13 protein-coding genes are annotated in these 14,939 nt (G+C 71.7%); 2 read left to right on the forward strand and 11 right to left on the reverse strand.

Translation table 11 applies throughout. The features are described 5' to 3' along the window. Positions 1-31: 31 nt before the first annotated feature. From FGD71_RS42775 to pdhA, 6 genes are read right to left on the reverse strand one after another with little or no spacing between them, the layout of a single operon-like run. On the reverse strand, positions 32-1,135 hold the full coding sequence (locus tag FGD71_RS42775; RefSeq protein ID WP_181359388.1) for a potassium channel family protein: 1,104 nt from the start codon (positions 1,133-1,135) through the stop codon (positions 32-34). A 13-nt stretch (positions 1,136-1,148) separates the two neighbouring features. Next, a complete protein-coding gene (locus FGD71_RS42780; protein ID WP_119105993.1) occupies positions 1,149-2,531 on the reverse strand; it encodes a molybdopterin molybdotransferase MoeA in 1,383 nt (460 codons plus the stop codon). Next, entirely contained in the window at positions 2,528-3,487 is a 960-nt protein-coding gene (locus FGD71_RS42785) for an NTP transferase domain-containing protein (protein WP_119105994.1), read from the reverse strand. The genes FGD71_RS42780 and FGD71_RS42785 overlap by 4 nt, the downstream gene beginning before the upstream one ends. 25 nt (positions 3,488-3,512) lie before the next feature. After that, a complete protein-coding gene (locus FGD71_RS42790) occupies positions 3,513-5,030 on the reverse strand; it encodes a dihydrolipoamide acetyltransferase family protein (protein WP_119105995.1) in 1,518 nt (505 codons plus the stop codon). Then, positions 5,030-6,034, reverse strand: coding sequence for an alpha-ketoacid dehydrogenase subunit beta (locus tag FGD71_RS42795; protein WP_119105996.1), 1,005 nt, complete (start codon positions 6,032-6,034; stop codon positions 5,030-5,032). Before FGD71_RS42795 ends, FGD71_RS42790 begins: the two co-directional genes overlap by 1 nt. Beyond that, positions 6,031-7,182 (reverse strand): pyruvate dehydrogenase (acetyl-transferring) E1 component subunit alpha, encoded by a 1,152-nt coding sequence (pdhA, locus tag FGD71_RS42800; RefSeq protein ID WP_119105997.1) that lies wholly within the window; start codon positions 7,180-7,182, stop codon positions 6,031-6,033. Before pdhA ends, FGD71_RS42795 begins: the two co-directional genes overlap by 4 nt. Before the next feature lie 173 nt (positions 7,183-7,355). On the opposite strand from pdhA, the gene FGD71_RS42805 reads away from it, so the two are divergent. Further along, entirely contained in the window at positions 7,356-7,856 is a 501-nt protein-coding gene (locus tag FGD71_RS42805) for an Lrp/AsnC family transcriptional regulator (RefSeq protein ID WP_181359389.1), read from the forward strand. A gap of 66 nt (positions 7,857-7,922) precedes the next feature. Here the strand turns inward: FGD71_RS42805 and FGD71_RS42810 are convergent, their stop codons facing one another. Together FGD71_RS42810 and FGD71_RS42815 are read right to left on the reverse strand one after the other, a co-directional pair. Beyond that, on the reverse strand, positions 7,923-8,513 hold the full coding sequence (locus tag FGD71_RS42810; RefSeq protein ID WP_119105999.1) for a TetR/AcrR family transcriptional regulator: 591 nt from the start codon (positions 8,511-8,513) through the stop codon (positions 7,923-7,925). Beyond that, entirely contained in the window at positions 8,510-10,024 is a 1,515-nt protein-coding gene (locus tag FGD71_RS42815; RefSeq protein WP_119106000.1) for a 3-hydroxyacyl-CoA dehydrogenase, read from the reverse strand. Before FGD71_RS42815 ends, FGD71_RS42810 begins: the two co-directional genes overlap by 4 nt. 169 nt (positions 10,025-10,193) lie before the next feature. Here FGD71_RS42815 and paaN point away from each other — a divergent pair, with 169 nt between their 5' ends. Further along, positions 10,194-11,903 (forward strand): phenylacetic acid degradation protein PaaN, encoded by a 1,710-nt coding sequence (gene paaN, locus FGD71_RS42820; protein ID WP_119106001.1) that lies wholly within the window; start codon positions 10,194-10,196, stop codon positions 11,901-11,903. A 16-nt stretch (positions 11,904-11,919) separates the two neighbouring features. Here paaN and FGD71_RS42825 read toward each other — a convergent pair whose 3' ends face one another. The 3 genes from FGD71_RS42825 to FGD71_RS42835 form a co-directional block, all read right to left on the reverse strand. Continuing rightward, on the reverse strand, positions 11,920-12,729 hold the full coding sequence (locus tag FGD71_RS42825; RefSeq protein ID WP_119106002.1) for a TrmH family RNA methyltransferase: 810 nt from the start codon (positions 12,727-12,729) through the stop codon (positions 11,920-11,922). Then, positions 12,726-14,027 (reverse strand): HTTM domain-containing protein, encoded by a 1,302-nt coding sequence (locus tag FGD71_RS42830; RefSeq protein ID WP_119106003.1) that lies wholly within the window; start codon positions 14,025-14,027, stop codon positions 12,726-12,728. The genes FGD71_RS42825 and FGD71_RS42830 overlap by 4 nt, the downstream gene beginning before the upstream one ends. Then, positions 14,024-14,939, reverse strand: a 916-nt coding sequence (locus FGD71_RS42835) for a DUF5819 family protein (RefSeq protein ID WP_240437045.1), incomplete at its 5' end; no start/stop codon positions are given. The genes FGD71_RS42830 and FGD71_RS42835, both read right to left, overlap by 4 nt.

Genomic DNA, 14,939 nt, shown 5'->3' on the forward strand with positions numbered 1-14,939 from the left:
AGCACACCTAGGACAGGCCCCAGGGTCTGTCCTAGGTCAGGCGTTTGGTGTCCGGCGCGACCTGTGTATTCGGTGTGGCGCGAACGATCGTGATCAACCGGTCGGTCAACTGGAGCTTCCCAATGGCCGGATCGTCGTATCCGAGCACCCGATGCCCTCGTACGACACTGACCACCAGGTCGTCCGTCTCCCGCACCCCGCGCCCCACCTCGGCCTTCACGACCGGCCGTTCGACGATGTCGAGCCCGCTGCCCTGCTGGATGAGGTCCTCCAGGACCATGCCCGCGCTGGGGCTGAGCACGGAGAGCCCGAGCAGCCGTCCGGCCGCGCTCGCGCTGGTGATGACGACGTCGGCGCCCGACTGGCGCAGCAGCGGAGCGTTCTCCTCCTCGCGCACCGCGGCCACGATCTTCGCCCCGCGGTTGAGCTGCCGGGCCGTCAGGGCGACGAGCACGGCGGTGTCGTCGCGCTGCGTCGCGATGATGATCTGCCGTGCCTTCTGCACCTCGGCCCGCAGCAGTACGTCGCTGCGTGTGGCGTCACCGACCACACCCGCGTACCCGTCCGCCGTCGCCGCGTCGACCACCTTCGTGCTGGGGTCGACGACAACGACCTGCTCCTTTTTCAGCCCCGTCGCGCACACGGTCTGAATCGCCGACCGGCCCTTCGTCCCGAACCCGATGACAACGGTGTGCTCCCTCAAAGCCGTCCTCCAGCGGTTCAGTCGCCACTCCTCCCGGGTCCGTTCGGTGAGGACCTCGAGCGTGGTGCCGACCAGGATGATCAGGAAGAGCACGCGCAGCGGCGTGATCACGAAGATATTGGTGAGCCGGGCGGCGTCACTGACCGGTGTGATGTCGCCGTATCCGGTGGTGGAGAGGGTGACGGTCGCGTAGTAGAACGCGTCGAGCAGGTCGACCGCGCCACCGTCGGAATTGTCCGTGTAGCCGTCATGGTCGAAATAGACGATGAGGGCGGTCGCGACCAGGCACAGCAGCGCCATCACGACCCGTCTGGCGACCTGACGCCACGGTCGCTGCACTGTTCGACGAGGCAGTTTCACCCGATGGGTCACTATGCGTTCGTCCGCCTGGCGTGCGATGGCGTCCTGGCCCGGAAGTTTCACGTGAAACACCCCCCGATCCGGTTCATGTGAGGCATGCCCCGATCCCTGACGTCGCCCACGGCAGGTCGAGGATCTCCAGCTCCTGACCGGCGCGCCCGCCGCCGGGCGGGACGACCGCGAGCGCGTCGGCCACGGCGACACCGCGCAGCATGGCCGGGCCGTTGTAGTGCACTGGCACGGCCCGGTCCTCCCGGAGCACGACCGGGATCAGCCGAGTGTCGTACGGGTGCCCCTGCACCGCTTCATGAACGGGCAACGTGTACCGCTCCGGGGCCGCACGTCCCGCGAGCGTACGCAGCAGAGGTTCGGCGAGCGTGAGCAGACCGGAGACGGCGGCGAGGGGGTTACCGGGCAGGCCGACGAGATACTGCTTCTCCTTGGTGCGGGCCAGGAGCATGGGGTGGCCGGGGCGCACCTTGACACCGTTCACCAGCAGTTGGGCGCCGATACGGCGCAGGGTGGGGTGAACGTGGTCGACGGGGCCCGCGGCGGTGCCGCCGGTCGTGACGACGAGGTCGGCGTCGGAGCCGGTGACCGCCTTGTGCAGCGCCCTGGCGTCGTCGCCGAGCCTGCGCACCGCGACGACGTCCGCGCCGAGCGCACGCAGCCAGGGCGGCAGCATCGGGCCGAGCGCGTCCCGGATCAAGCCCTCGTGGGGCAGGCCCTCGGTGAGCAACTCGTCGCCCAGGACGAGGACTTCCACGCGCGGGCGGGGGACTGCGGCAACAGTGTCGTATCCGGCTGCCGCGGCGAGCCCGAGCACGGCCGGGGTGACCAGCGTCCCGGGCAGCAGGAGGGCGTCACCGGAGCGGCACTCCTGGCCGCGCGGGCGGATGTCCTGCCCGTGCACGACCTCCCGGGTCGCCTGCAGCCGGCTCCTGTCGTCGGTGCGGCCGTGCTCGCTGCGGAGGACAGCGGTGGTGTCCTGTGGGATGCGCGCGCCGGTCGCGATCCGGACCGCCTCGCCGTCGGTCAGCCGCTCCGGCTCGGCATGCCCGGCGAGCACGCCCTCCGGCCGGACGTCCCACGGGCCGGGTCCGGCCACCGCCCAGCCGTCCATCGCGGACGTGTCGAACGCCGGGAGGTCCGTGAGCGCGGTGAGAGGAGCGGCGAGGACGAGGCCCAGCGCGGCGTCGAGGGGGACGGACACGGGAGCGGCTGCTGTGCGGGGGGACCGCTCGGCGATGACGCGGGCTTCCGGCCAGGGGGTGGCCTTGTGGCGGTGCGTCTCGCGCGCCTGCTCCCGGTGTTCCCGCCCCCCGGACCGCGACGAGGGCGGCGGTCCGGAACCGGCACCGCCTGCGGCCCCGGAGCCGTCGGGCACCTGGGCGTCGCCGTCCCTGACCAAGGCGAGGGCCTCCTCGACGTCGAGGTCGACGTCCTCGTGCTGCCGACGGGCGGTCATCCCGCGTCCGGGCGGGTATCGGGGGCCGTGGTGTTCCCGGGAGCGGTGGGCTCCCCGGGAATCTCCCCGGGAGCGGTGGTCTCCCCGGCAGCAGTGGCGTCCTCGGCAGCCCAGCGCAGCGCGAGCGCCGTCGCCCTGCGAGCCGCCTCGGCGACCGCCTCGGGCCCTCCCTCGGCCCGCGCCGCCGCGTACCCGACGAGGAACGTCGTCAGCGGCGCCGCGGGCCGGGCCACACCGTGTGCGGCGTCCCGGGCAAGATCCAGCAGGGCGCCGGTGTCGACGTCGAGGTCGATGCCCAGTTCGTCCTTGACTGCGGAAATCCATTCGTCCAACACGTGCCCATGCTCCCTGATACGTGCCCGGGCGACAGCGACGTCGTCCCAGGTGTCGCAGTCGAAGGACGCGACAGGGTCGGCGATACGGGTGAGGTCGAGCGCACCGGTGAGCCGCCGCAGCGGCAGCCCGGCGAGACCGCCGTGCTCGGCCACGAGCGCGGCCAGCTCGCGGCGCAGCGCCGTGCTCCGGTACGCGGCCACGAGCGGCTGGTCGCGGCCACCGGGGTCGGTGAGCAGCGCGCCTTCGGTGGCCGTGGTCCGAAGGGCAGTGAGCAGCCGTCGTACCGTCCCCTCGTCCAGGAACGGCAGGTCGGCCGAGAGCACCACGACATACCGCGCGGTGGTCCGCCGCAGCCCGGCGTCGAGCGCGGCCAGCGGGCCCGCGCCGGGCGGGTCCTCGCGCGCCCACTCCACCGGACGCGCGGTGGTCCTGCGGCCGGCCACGACAACGGTGGTGGCGGCACCGGAGCAGGCGGCCAGGACCCGGTCGAGCAGTGGGCGGCCGCCCACACGCAGACCGGGTTTGTCCGCCCCGCCGAGCCGCCGGGCGGCACCCCCGGCGAGCACAACGGCGTCATAGACGTCGGCGCGGGGGTCGCCGAGGGGCTCGAACGCGGTCACCCTCCGAGTATGCGTGCCACCGCGATCACAGGGAACGCAGGAGCATCACAGGCTGTTCCACACAGTCCGCCACATACCTCAGGAAACCGCCCGCCGTGCCGCCGTCGCACACCCGGTGGTCGAAGGTGAGCGAGAGCTGCACGACCTGCCGCACGGCCAGCTCGCCCTCGTGCACCCAGGGCTTGGGGACGATCCGGCCCACGCCGAGCATGGCCGCCTCGGGGTGGTTGATGATCGGTGTGGATCCGTCCACACCGAACACGCCGTAGTTGTTCAAAGTGAATGTCCCGCCGGTGAGTTCACCGGGCGTGAGCGTTCCGGTCCGCGCGGCCTCGGTGAGCCGTGCGAACTCCGCGCTCAGCGACTCCGCGTCGCGGGCATGCGCGTCCTTCACCACCGGAACGACGAGCCCCCGCTCGGTCTGCGCCGCGAATCCGAGGTGCACCTCCTCGAGCCGGACGAGCTCCCGGGCCTCCATGTCGACCGTCGCGTTGAGCTCGGGGAAGCGGGCGAGGGCGGCCGTGCAGATCCGGGCCAGCAGCGCGAGGACCGAGATCTTCGGGCCGGCGGCCTCGTTCATCGCCCCCCGCGCGCGCATGAGCTCCGTCGCGTCCGCGTCGACCCAGCAGGTCGCGTCGGGGATCTCGCGACGGCTGCGGGCGAGCTTGTCGGCGACGGCGCCACGAACGCCTCGCAGAGGGATGCGGGTGCCAGGGACAGCAGCGCCGGCGGCGGGAACGCCTGCCGCAGGAACGCCTGCCGCAGGAACGCCGACCGCGGGAACCTCGGCCGCGGGTACGTCGGTCGCGCGCGTGCCAGGGGCAGCCGAGGGCTCCGGCGCCACGGGCGCGTACGGCGCCGTCCTGGTCTCCGTCACCCGGCCGCGTGCGCCGGCGGCGCGTGCCGCGTACTCCACGTCCGCGCGCAGGATCAGTCCATCGGGGCCGGAGCCCCCCAACTCCCGCAGGTCCAGGCCGTACTCCCGAGCCAGCCGACGCACCAGCGGGGAGATCACCGGCACGGGACCGTCGATACGGCTTCGGTCCTCGACGCCGGCGCCGCTGTCCGCCTCGCCGCCGGGTGACGACGCCTCCGCACTGCCGGGCCCGTCCTGGCGCGTATCCGTGGGACCGTTCTTGCGTCCGTCCTTGGTCCCGGCCTCGGGCCCCTCCGGCGGCTGCCGCCGGGAGTCCGCAGGGCCGGCCGGCCGCACCCTCCCGCGCCGCGCAGGAGGCGTTCCCGTGCCGTACCCCACCAGTACGTTGCCGGACCCTTCGTCCTCGTGATCGGAGGCGGGCGCGCCCACCGCCACCGTCAACAGCGGCGCTCCGACGGGAAGTTCCGTTCCCTCCTCGCCGAAGCGGGCCGTGACCACACCGCCGTACGGGCACGGAACGTCCACCAGCGCCTTGGCCGTCTCGACCTCGACGACCGGCTGGTCGACGGCGACGACGTCGCCGACCTGGACGAGCCAGCGGACGATCTCGGCTTCGGTCAGCCCTTCGCCGAGGTCGGGCAGCCTGAATTCGAGGACTTGGGCCATCAGTTCTCCGCCTCCCACTGCAGACGCGCCACCGCGTCCAGGATGCGGTCGACGCCGGGCAGATGGTGCCGCTCCAGCATGGGTGGCGGGTACGGGATGTCGAACCCGGCCACGCGCAGCACCGGTGCCTCCAGGTAATGGAAACACCGCTCGGTGACCCGCGCGGCGATCTCCCCGCCGGGCCCGCCGAAGCTCCCGGACTCGTGCACCACGACGGCCCGCCCCGTGTGCCGCACGGACGCGGAGACCGTCTCGTCGTCGAACGGCACCAGGGAGCGCAGATCGACGACCTCGAGGTCCCAGCCCTCGGCCTGTGCCGCCTCGGCCGCTTCCAGGCAGACGGGCAGGGACGGACCGTACGTGATGAGCGTGGCGCTCCGGCCGGAGCGCCGCACCACCGCGCGGCCCACCGGTTCAACGGCCGGCGGCTCGTCGGGGTTCCAGGAATCCTTCGACCAGTACAGGCGCTTGGGTTCGAGGAAGACCACCGGGTCGTCGGAGGCGATGGCGGCCCGCAGCAGCCCGTACGCGTCGGCGACCGTCGCGGGCGTGACGACGTGGAGCCCCGGAGTCGCCATGTAGTACGCCTCGGAGGAGTCGCTGTGGTGCTCGACACCACCGATGCCTCCCCCGTAGGGGACACGGATCGTGAGCGGCAGGGGCATGGCGCCCCGCGTGCGGTTGCGCATCCGCGACACATGCGAGATCAGTTGCTCGAAGGACGGGTACGCGAAGGCGTCGAACTGCATCTCCACGACCGGCCGCAGCCCGTACATGGCCATGCCGACGGCCGTCCCCAGGATGCCCGCCTCGGCGAGCGGCGTGTCCGTGCAGCGGTCCTCGCCGAACTCCTTGGCAAGCCCGTCGGTGACCCGGAAGACACCGCCGAGCGTGCCGACGTCCTCGCCCATGACGTGGACGGTCGGATCGTCGGCCATCGCGTCGCGCAGCGCACGCCCCAGGGCCTGCGCCATGGTGGCCGGCTTCACCGCCACAGTGGTCATCGCGCGGCTCCTTCCGACTCGTGGTGCCGCTCCTCGGCGTCCAGCTCGGCCCGCAACTGCGCCTCCTGCTCCAGGAGTTGGGTCGTCGGCCGGGCGTAGACGTGTGCGAACAGGTCCATGGGGTCGAGCTCCGGGTCCCGGTTCATGCGTTCGCGCAGGTCGGCGGCCATTTCCTCGGCCTTCTCGCGCGCGGCCCGCATGCCGTCCTCGTCGAGGAGCCCGCGCTCGGTCAGCTCGTGCTCGAGTAGGCCGATCGGGTCGTGCGCGCGCCAGGCCTCGACTTCGGAGTCGCCCCGGTAGCGCTTGTCGTCGTCGGCGTTCGTGTGGGCGTCGATGCGGTACGTCACCGCCTCCACGAGCGTCGGACCGCCTCCCGCGCGCGCGTGGGCCACGGCTTCGCTCAGGACCTCGTGCACGGCGGCGGCGTCGTTGCCGTCGACGAGGCGGCCCGGCATGCCGTAGCCGACCGCCTTGTGGGCGAGGGAGGGCGCGGCGGTCTGCTTGGCCAGCGGGACGGAGATCGCGAAGCCGTTGTTCTGGACCAGGAAGACGACCGGGGCCTGCCAGACGGCGGCGAAGTTCAGCGCCTCGTGGAAGTCGCCCTCGCTGGTGCCGCCGTCGCCGACCAGGGCGAGCGCGACCACGTCGTCGCCCTGAAGGTGCGCGGCGTGCGCCAGGCCCACGGCGTGCGGAAGCTGGGTCGCCAAGGGCGTGCACAGGGGCGCGATGCGGTGCTCACGGGGGTCGTATCCGGTGTGCCAGTCGCCGCGCAGGAGGGTCAGGGCCTGGACGGGGTCGAGGCCGCGGGCCACGGCGGCGAGCGTGTCGCGGTAACTGGGGAAGAGCCAGTCGCGCTCTTCGAGGACGAGGGCGGCGGCGACCTGGCAGGCCTCCTGGCCGGTGGAGGAGGGATAGACCGCGAGTCGGCCCTGCTTGGTGAGGGCCGTGGCCTGCGCGTTGTAGCGACGGCCGCGCACCAGCTCCCCGTACAGGCGGCGCAGCAGACCCGGGTCGGCCTCGGCCGCCGCGTCCGTGCCGAGGACGCGGTACGGCAGCGCGTCGGGCAGCAGCGGAGCGGGGTCGGTGCGGGGCTGCCAGGCAGGCGGCGGGGTGGGCTTGTAGGCGCCCCGCTGCTCCATGACCGTCATGACGGCACCTCCTCGAGGGAGTGGTTCGTCGGCGCACCGGTTGTGATGCGCCTCACCTACCGATTGTTCGGTCGTCGGCACATTTTGGCTACAGGCACCTCCAGGCTGTGGACAAACGGTTCTCCACAACCTGGGATGGACGCAGTACGTCCATGGTAGGGAGGCGGGGGGACATGGCACCTGAACAAATGGCCGAGGGATCGGAGAGCGGCCGCGGCGACCTTCCTCCGCGCCCACTGGACGCCATCGACGAGGACATCCTGCAGATGCTGCGCGCGGACGGCCGCGCCTCGATACGTTCCGTGGCCGAGCGGGTCCATGTGTCACGGGCCAACGCGTACGCGCGCATCAACCGGCTCATCGAGGACGGCGTGATCCGGGGCTTCGGCGCCCGGATCAACCATGAACGGGCCGGTCAGGGCGCCGCCGCGTACATCACCCTGAAGATCGTGCAGAACTCCTGGAGGGCCGTGCGCGCACAGCTCCGCGCGCTCCCCGAGGTGGCCCATATCGCCCTGGTCAGCGGCGACTTCGACGTGCTGCTCCTGGTGCACACACCGGACAACCGGAACCTGCGCGAACTGGTGCTGACCCGGCTCCAGTCCATCCCCGAAGTGCTCAGCACACGGACCCTCCTCGTCTTCGAGGAGGAGGACGTGGAGCCGGAGGGCTGAGCCCTCCGTGAGCCTGGGGCTGAGCCCTCCGTGAGCCAGGGGGAACCCTTCGTGGAACCGGAGGCCTCAGCCCTCCTTGCGCAGCCCCTCGAAGACCAACCGCACGACCGCGTCCGCGACTTCCCGCTCGCCCGCGCCCCGGCCGTCGGGCCGGTACCACTCGACGAGCGAGTTGATCATCCCGAAGACCAGCCGGGTGGCGAGCCCGAACTCCACATCCGCGCGGACGTCTCCGTCCGCGGCGGCCGCCTTCAGAAGCTCGGCCACCCGGTGGTCGAACTCACGGCGCCGCTCCAGGGCCCACCGCTCGGTGTCGGTGTTGCCGCGCACCCTCAGCAGGAGCGTCACATACGGCAGTTCGGCGGTGAGCACCTCGACCATGCGCCGGGTGACGTACTCCAGCCGCTCCACGGCACGCCCCACGCGCGCGTGCTCCTCGTCGAGGATCCCGAAAAGCTCATCGAGCGCCCGTCTGACCGCCCGGCGCAGCAGCTCCTCCTTGCCCGCCACGTGGTGGTAGATCGACGACTTGGAGATCCCGGCCGCCTTGGAGAGGTGCTCCATGGACGTACCGTCGTAGCCGCGCTCGTTGAAGACCCGCACGGCGACGGAGAGCAGCGTCTCCGGGGTGTAGGTGTCACGCTTGGCGGTGGTCATGAGGTGCCCTCCCGCTTGTCGGCGGCGTGCCCGTGGCGGTACAGCGCGAGAGAGGGCGCGTAGCGGCCCGAGGGTTCGCGCAGATGCAGTTCCTCCAGGAGGTCGTGCGCCCAGGTCTTGCCGAGCCTGCGGCTCCATTCGAAGGGCCCGAGCGGGTAGTTGACGCCCAGCCGCATCGCGGTGTCGATGTCCTCCTCGGTGGCCACTCCCTTGGAGACGGCGTCGTGCGCCAGGTCGACGATGCGCGCCACGGTCCTGGCGACGATCATCCCCGGGACGTCCCCGAGGACGCTGACGTCCTTGCCGAGCGCCTGGAAGAGTCCGGTGGCCTCCGCGAGGGTCTGTGGCTTGGTGTCCTGCGAGGCTGACAGGGCGATCCGGGTCGCCTTCCTGTAGTCAAGCGCCAGATCGAAGTAGACGACGTCACGGAACTCCACGGAGGTCTGTCCGTCCGCGAGCGCCAGCTGACCGCCGCTGGGCAGCACGAGACGGGTGCCGTGGTCCTCCTCGTCCTCGCGGACCTGGATGCCCGCCTCACGGATCAGCGTGAGCAGCTCGGACGCGGGGCCCAGACCGCCCTCGGCGACGACGTACGCGGGCGGCCGGGCCTTTTCGGCGGTGTGCGGCTCGGGTCGTTCGGCGTCGCTGCCGTACGCGTACCAGCCCTGTCCCGTCTTGCGGCCGTGCCGGCCCGACTCGACGAGCCGCCGCTGGGCGAGCGAGGGCGTGAAACGCACGTCCTGGAAGAAGGCCTCCCACACGGAGCGCGTGACCGACTCGTTGACGTCCTGCCCGATGAGATCCGTCAGCTCGAAGGCACCCATTTTGAAGCCGCCCGATTCGCGCAGGACGGCATCGATGGTGGCCGGATCGGCGGCCTGCGCCTCGTACACCGCGAAGGCCTCGGCGTAGAAGGGCCGCGCGATGCGGTTGACGATGAAGCCGGGGGTGTCGGCGCAGGCCACCGGAGTCTTCCCCCACAGGCGTGCCGTCTCGTACGCGAGCGTGGCCGACGTGACGTCGGTCGCGAACCCGGAGACCACCTCCACGAGGGGCAGCAGCGGCGCGGGGTTGAAGAAATGCAGCCCGACGAGGCGGCCCGGATGGCGCAGCGCGCCACCGACGGCGGTCACCGACAAGGAGGAGGTGTTGGTGGCGAGCAGACAGTCCGCCGAGACGACCTCCTCGAGCTCACGGAAGAGCTGCTGCTTGACGTCGAGCCGCTCCAGAACGGCCTCGACGACGAGGGCGGAGCCGGCGAGTTCGGACAGGTTCTCGGCAGGGTGGAGCCGGGCGCGCGCGGCGTCCCGCTCGGCGTCGCTCAGCCGGTCCTTCTCGACGAGCCGGTCGAGGCGTGCGCCGATGGCCTCCGACGCGTCCCGGGCGCGGCCCGGCACGGCGTCGTACAGCCGCACGGGGTGGCCCGCGACCAGCGCGACCTGAGCTATGCCCTGGCCCATGGTGCCGGTGCCGACGACGGCCACCGGGTCGGCGAGGTCGAGTGCTGTCATGCTCGCGATCCTCCCGCACAGGGTTTTCCACAGGTTCGGCGGACCCCCCTTGTCCCGACCGATCGTTCGGTTACTCTAACTCTGACTGCCCATCCGTCGCCCACCACCGGTAATCCTGCCCAGGTCGCGAGCTCAATGGAGAGCTCTTGAGACGAGGAGTTGGTCCCTGATGGCCGCCGCCGAACGCACCGCGCCCCAGCTGATCGCCCAGCACCGACCCACCCTCGATCAGGCGCTGGAAGCGATCCGCACGCGCGCGTACTGGTCACCGCACCCCGAGCACCCGAAGGCATACGGCGAGAACGGCAGCCTGGGTATGGCGGAGGGCAAGGCCGCCTTCGACGCCCTGCTGGGCAGCCGCCTCGACCTCGGCCAGCCCGGCACCGACGACTGGGTGGGCGGCGAGGTCTCCCCGTACGGCATCGAGCTGGGCGTCACGTATCCGCACGCGGACATCGACGTGCTGCTGCCCGCCATGCGCGCGGGCGGGCGCGCATGGCGTGACGCGGGCCCGGAGACACGCGCGGCGGTCTGTCTGGAGATCCTCAAGCGGATCAGCGACCGCACCCACGAGTTCGCGCACGCGGTCATGCACACCAGCGGCCAGGCCTTCATGATGGCGTTCCAGGCGGGCGGCCCACACGCCCAGGACCGCGCCCTGGAGGCGGTGGCGTACGCGTATGCGGAGCAGGTCCGTACCCCGGGCCATGCCGAGTGGACCAAGCCTCAGGGCAAGCGCGACCCGCTCGCGCTGGACAAGCGGTTCACGCCCGTACCGCGCGGCATCGCGCTGCTGATCGGCTGCAACACCTTCCCGACGTGGAACGGCTACCCGGGCCTGTTCGCCTCCCTCGCCACGGGAAACGCGGTCCTGGTGAAACCCCACCCGCGGGCGGTGCTGCCGCTCGCGCTCACGGTCCAGGCGGCCCGCGAGGTGCTCGCCGAAGCGGGCTTCGACCCGAACCTGGTGGCGCTGGCCGCCGAGCGGCCCGGAGAGGGCATCGCCAAGACCCTGGCCGTACGCCCGGAGATCCGGATCATCGACTACACGGGCTCGACGGCGTTCGGCGACTGGCTGGAGGCCAACGCCCGCCAGGCGCAGGTGTACACGGAGAAGGCCGGCGTCAACTCGGTGATCGTGGAGTCGACCGACAACTACAAGGGGATGCTGGCGAACCTGGCCTTCTCCCTGTCCCTCTACAGCGGGCAGATGTGCACGACCCCGCAGAATCTGCTGATCCCCCGCGACGGCATCCGCACGGAGGAGGGCCCCAAGTCGTACGACGAGGTGGTGGCCGACCTGGCGAAGGCGGTCGGCGGACTCCTCGGGGACGATGCCCGCGCGGGCGCCCTGCTCGGAGCGATCGTGAACCCGGATGTGAAGGCGCGCCTGGAGGCCGCGTCCGGGCTGGGCGAAGTCGCCCTCGCCTCACGGGAGATCAGTAACCCGGAGTTCCCGGACGCGGTCGTCCGGACGCCGGTGATCGTGAAACTGGACGGCGCGCGGAAGTACTGGGAGGGGGCGGACGCCGAGGCGGCCTACACCAGCGAGTGCTTCGGGCCGGTCTCCTTCGCGGTCGCCGTCGACTCGGCCGCTGACGCCGTGGATCTCCTGCGCCGGACGATCAGCGACAAGGGCGCGATGACGGTCGGCGCGTACACGACCTCACAGGAGGTCGAGCAGGCCGTGCAGGAGGCCTGCCTGGAGGAGTGCGCCCAGCTCTCGCTGAACCTGACCGGCGGTGTCTACGTCAACCAGACGGCGGCCTTCTCCGACTTCCACGGCTCGGGCGGCAACCCGGCGGCGAACTCGGCCCTGTGCGACGGGGCCTTCGTGGCCAACCGCTTCCGGGTGGTGGAGGTACGACGGGAGGCGTGAGCCCGCGTTCACACGGTCATGCCGGGCGGATGTCAGGGCCGCCCGGCACGGTCCCGCTCCCCTCGGCGCTCGCTGCCCCGCCCCCGGTCGCGCTCCAGTGGAACAGCGTCATGGCGACACTGGTCGCGAGGTTGTAGCTGGAGACCTGGGGGCGCATCGGCAGGGACACCAGGTGGTCGGTGCGGTCGCGCAGTTCCGCGGACAGGCCGCTGCGCTCGGAACCGAAGGCCAGCACGGCCTCGTCCGGAAGCTTCACGCCGCGGATGTCCTCGCCCTCCGGGTCGAGGGCGAACACCGGGCCCGGGGGCAGTTCGGCCACGGCCAGCCGCTCCACGGCCGTGGCGAAGTGCAGGCCCGCTCCGCCGCGTACGACCGTGGGGTGCCAGGGGTCGAGTGTGCCCGTCGTGACCACACCGGTCGCCCCGAAGCCGGCGGCGAGACGGATCACGGCTCCGGCGTTGCCCAGGTTACGGGGGTTGTCGAGGACGACGACGGGTGCGGGGCGGGGCGTGCGGGCCAGCGTCTCCAGGTTGGCCGCACGGGCGGGCCGTACCGCCAGAGCGGCGACCGCGGTGGGGTGCGGGCGGGGGACGAGGGCCTTGAACGTCGCCTCGGGGACCTCCACCAGCAGCTTCTCGAGCGCGTCCCGTACGTCCGTGGCCAGCTCCTCGGCCAGCGCGAGGGCCGCCCCCCGGTCGATGGTGACGGCCACCGGGATCCGGGCCTGGAAACGCACGGCGTGCTTGAGGGCGTGGAACCCGTCGAGCAGCACGGAGGTGTCGGCGAGCCGGTGCCAGACGCGTACGGGGTCGTGGGTGGCCGTCATGCCGTGAAGCCTACGTGCGGCTGCTCGGCCGTTTCCGTGGTGCGCGGATCGCCCTCGCGCGGCCCCGGCAGCCTGCGGTCGCCGCGCGAGAACAGTCGTCCTCCATATCGGCTCGGCACCCGTGCCACCGCGCCGCCGAGGCGTCGCAGGAAGGACGTCGGCAGGAAGACCGCGTCCGCCGCGATCATCGCCAGCGAGAAGAACGGCAGACCGAGCACCACGGCGATCACGGCATGCTCGGTGATCATGACCGCCAGCAGTACGTTCTTCACCCGCCGGTTGAACAGCGTGAAGGGGAAGGCGACCTGCACGATGACCGTCCCGTAGGTCACCAGCATCACCAGCGTGCCGTTCGCGGTCAGCGCGTCGGAGAGCGCCGGCCAGGGCGAGAAGTAGTCGAGGTGCAGGGGGTAGTAGACGGCGGTGCCGTCCTGCCAGCGCGAGCCCTGGATCTTGTACCAGCCGGCGGTCGCGTAGATCAGACACGCCTCGGCCATGATCACGAACAGGGCGGCGTTGTGGACGAGGTTCGCGATGACGTCGAGCAGGACCCGCGGCTGCGGGGTGCGCGCACGGCGTCCGACGATCCACCACAGGCCCTGCACCGCCCAGAGCCCCCAGAAGAGCGTCAGCCAGCCGCCCAGCCAGCCGCTGGTGATCTTGCCTGCGAGCGTGGCCGCGACCAGCATCACTCCGAGCAGGCCCCACAAGGTGGGACCGACCCGGTCGGGTCCAGGCAACACGCCACGCGCGCGTGCCTCACGCGCGCGACGTTCCCGCCGCTCGTCCAGTGACCACACCTGACCGCAACGGGTGAACACGAGGTATATCGCCATCAGATGGATGACGTTGTCGCCGCCGTCCCCCATGAAGACGCTGCGGTTCTGCAGCGAGAGCACGCCGAACATGAAGAGCACGGACATGGTGCGGGTGCGCCAGCCGAGCAGCAGCAGGACGCTCGACAGCACGGCCAGCGCGTAGACGATCTCGAACCAGGTCTGGCTGTCGGACCACATCAGGGCCGTGAAAGCCCGGTTGTCGGCGATGAGCTGCTGGGCGAGATCCCAGCTCCACGGGCCGTCGGGCCCGTACATCTCCTGCCGGTGCGGGAACTCGCGCAGCAGGAACAGCAGCCAGGTGACCGCGAAGCCGATGCGGATCACGGCGGTCTGGTACGGGCCCAGGGCCACACCGGTGACCCGGGAGATGCCGCGCGCGAGCGTCCCGTCGACGCGGGTCCCCCGGTCGAAGCGGCTCCCGCGCTCGAAGCGGCTCCCGCGCTCGTAGCCACCGCTCATCGGGCCCTCGCCCCCGTCTCCACGGCACGCGTCCCCGCCGCCCGGTCGGCCTCGGTCAACAGCCACCAGGGCAGCTCACGGATGACGGGCTTGTCGGACACCTGCTCCTGGCTCCACTTGGGAGGCGGCACATTGGTCGTACGGGACCGGACCTGGACCTGTTGGACGACCGCGCCACGGCCGCCCGCCTGCTCCCGGTCGAGGCGCAGCACCACGATGCGGCGCAGATAGCGCTCGGAGAGGGCGCCGCGCAGGCCGGCCGGACGGTTCTCGCTGTCGTGCGTGGCCACGTAGAAGTCCCAGGCCCTGCGCAGTTCGTTCTGCTGGGTGTGGCTGGGCAGCAGATTGCCGTCGATGGCCGCGCCGTCCAGGGCGGAGAGGTCGTACCAGCGGGTCGTCCTGATGCCGCCGTCCGTGGCTCGCACCTCGGCGCGGACCTGGACCGCGATGTTCTGCTGCAGCGGGTTGGGCGCGAAGAGCTTCCAGTTCTGCTCGAACTCGGGGTAGACCCACTCGTCGATCGCCTGCCCGTGCTGCTTGGTGACCGTGTTCGAGGGCGCGACGTGCAGGAACGCCGTGCCGAGGTGCACACAGGCGGCGACCGCGACGACCGCGAAGGCGAGAGCGGCGACGATTTGGTAGCGGGGAGAAAGGGCCGCTATGCCGGTCGGAGAAGGCGGAGGCGGAGGCAGGAGCGGGGGCGCGGGGGTGTCCGGCGGCGGGGTAGCGGGATCTGGGGGAGTCGGAGCCGCATGGGTTGCGGGAGCCGGAGCCGCGGGATCTGCGGGAGCCGCAGATGCCGCGGAGGCCGCAGGAGCTGCGCGGTTGTTCGGCGCGGGCCCGGCGGGAACCGCGCGGTCGTCGGGCGGGGAGTCGGCGGGGCCCGCGTTGTCCGGCGCGGGCGCGGGCGCG

This window comes from Streptomyces sporangiiformans (genome assembly GCF_005768555.2).
GTDB classification, from domain to species: domain Bacteria; phylum Actinomycetota; class Actinomycetes; order Streptomycetales; family Streptomycetaceae; genus Streptomyces; species Streptomyces sporangiiformans.

What these genes read in the sequence shown, in the direction of transcription:
- FGD71_RS42780 (WP_119105993.1), bottom strand. Translation starts at nt 2,531, where the DNA reads ATGACCGCCCGTCGGCAGCACGAGGACGTCGACCTCGACGTCGAGGAG.
- FGD71_RS42790 (WP_119105995.1), bottom strand. Translation starts at nt 5,030, where the DNA reads ATGGCCCAAGTCCTCGAATTCAGGCTGCCCGACCTCGGCGAAGGGCTG.
- FGD71_RS42795 (WP_119105996.1), bottom strand. Translation starts at nt 6,034, where the DNA reads ATGACCACTGTGGCGGTGAAGCCGGCCACCATGGCGCAGGCCCTGGGG.
- pdhA (WP_119105997.1), bottom strand. Translation starts at nt 7,182, where the DNA reads ATGACGGTCATGGAGCAGCGGGGCGCCTACAAGCCCACCCCGCCGCCT.
- FGD71_RS42805 (WP_181359389.1), top strand. Translation starts at nt 7,356, where the DNA reads ATGGCACCTGAACAAATGGCCGAGGGATCGGAGAGCGGCCGCGGCGAC.
- FGD71_RS42810 (WP_119105999.1), bottom strand. Translation starts at nt 8,513, where the DNA reads ATGACCACCGCCAAGCGTGACACCTACACCCCGGAGACGCTGCTCTCC.
- FGD71_RS42815 (WP_119106000.1), bottom strand. Translation starts at nt 10,024, where the DNA reads ATGACAGCACTCGACCTCGCCGACCCGGTGGCCGTCGTCGGCACCGGC.
- paaN (WP_119106001.1), top strand. Translation starts at nt 10,194, where the DNA reads ATGGCCGCCGCCGAACGCACCGCGCCCCAGCTGATCGCCCAGCACCGA.
- FGD71_RS42825 (WP_119106002.1), bottom strand. Translation starts at nt 12,729, where the DNA reads ATGACGGCCACCCACGACCCCGTACGCGTCTGGCACCGGCTCGCCGAC.
- FGD71_RS42830 (WP_119106003.1), bottom strand. Translation starts at nt 14,027, where the DNA reads ATGAGCGGTGGCTACGAGCGCGGGAGCCGCTTCGAGCGCGGGAGCCGC.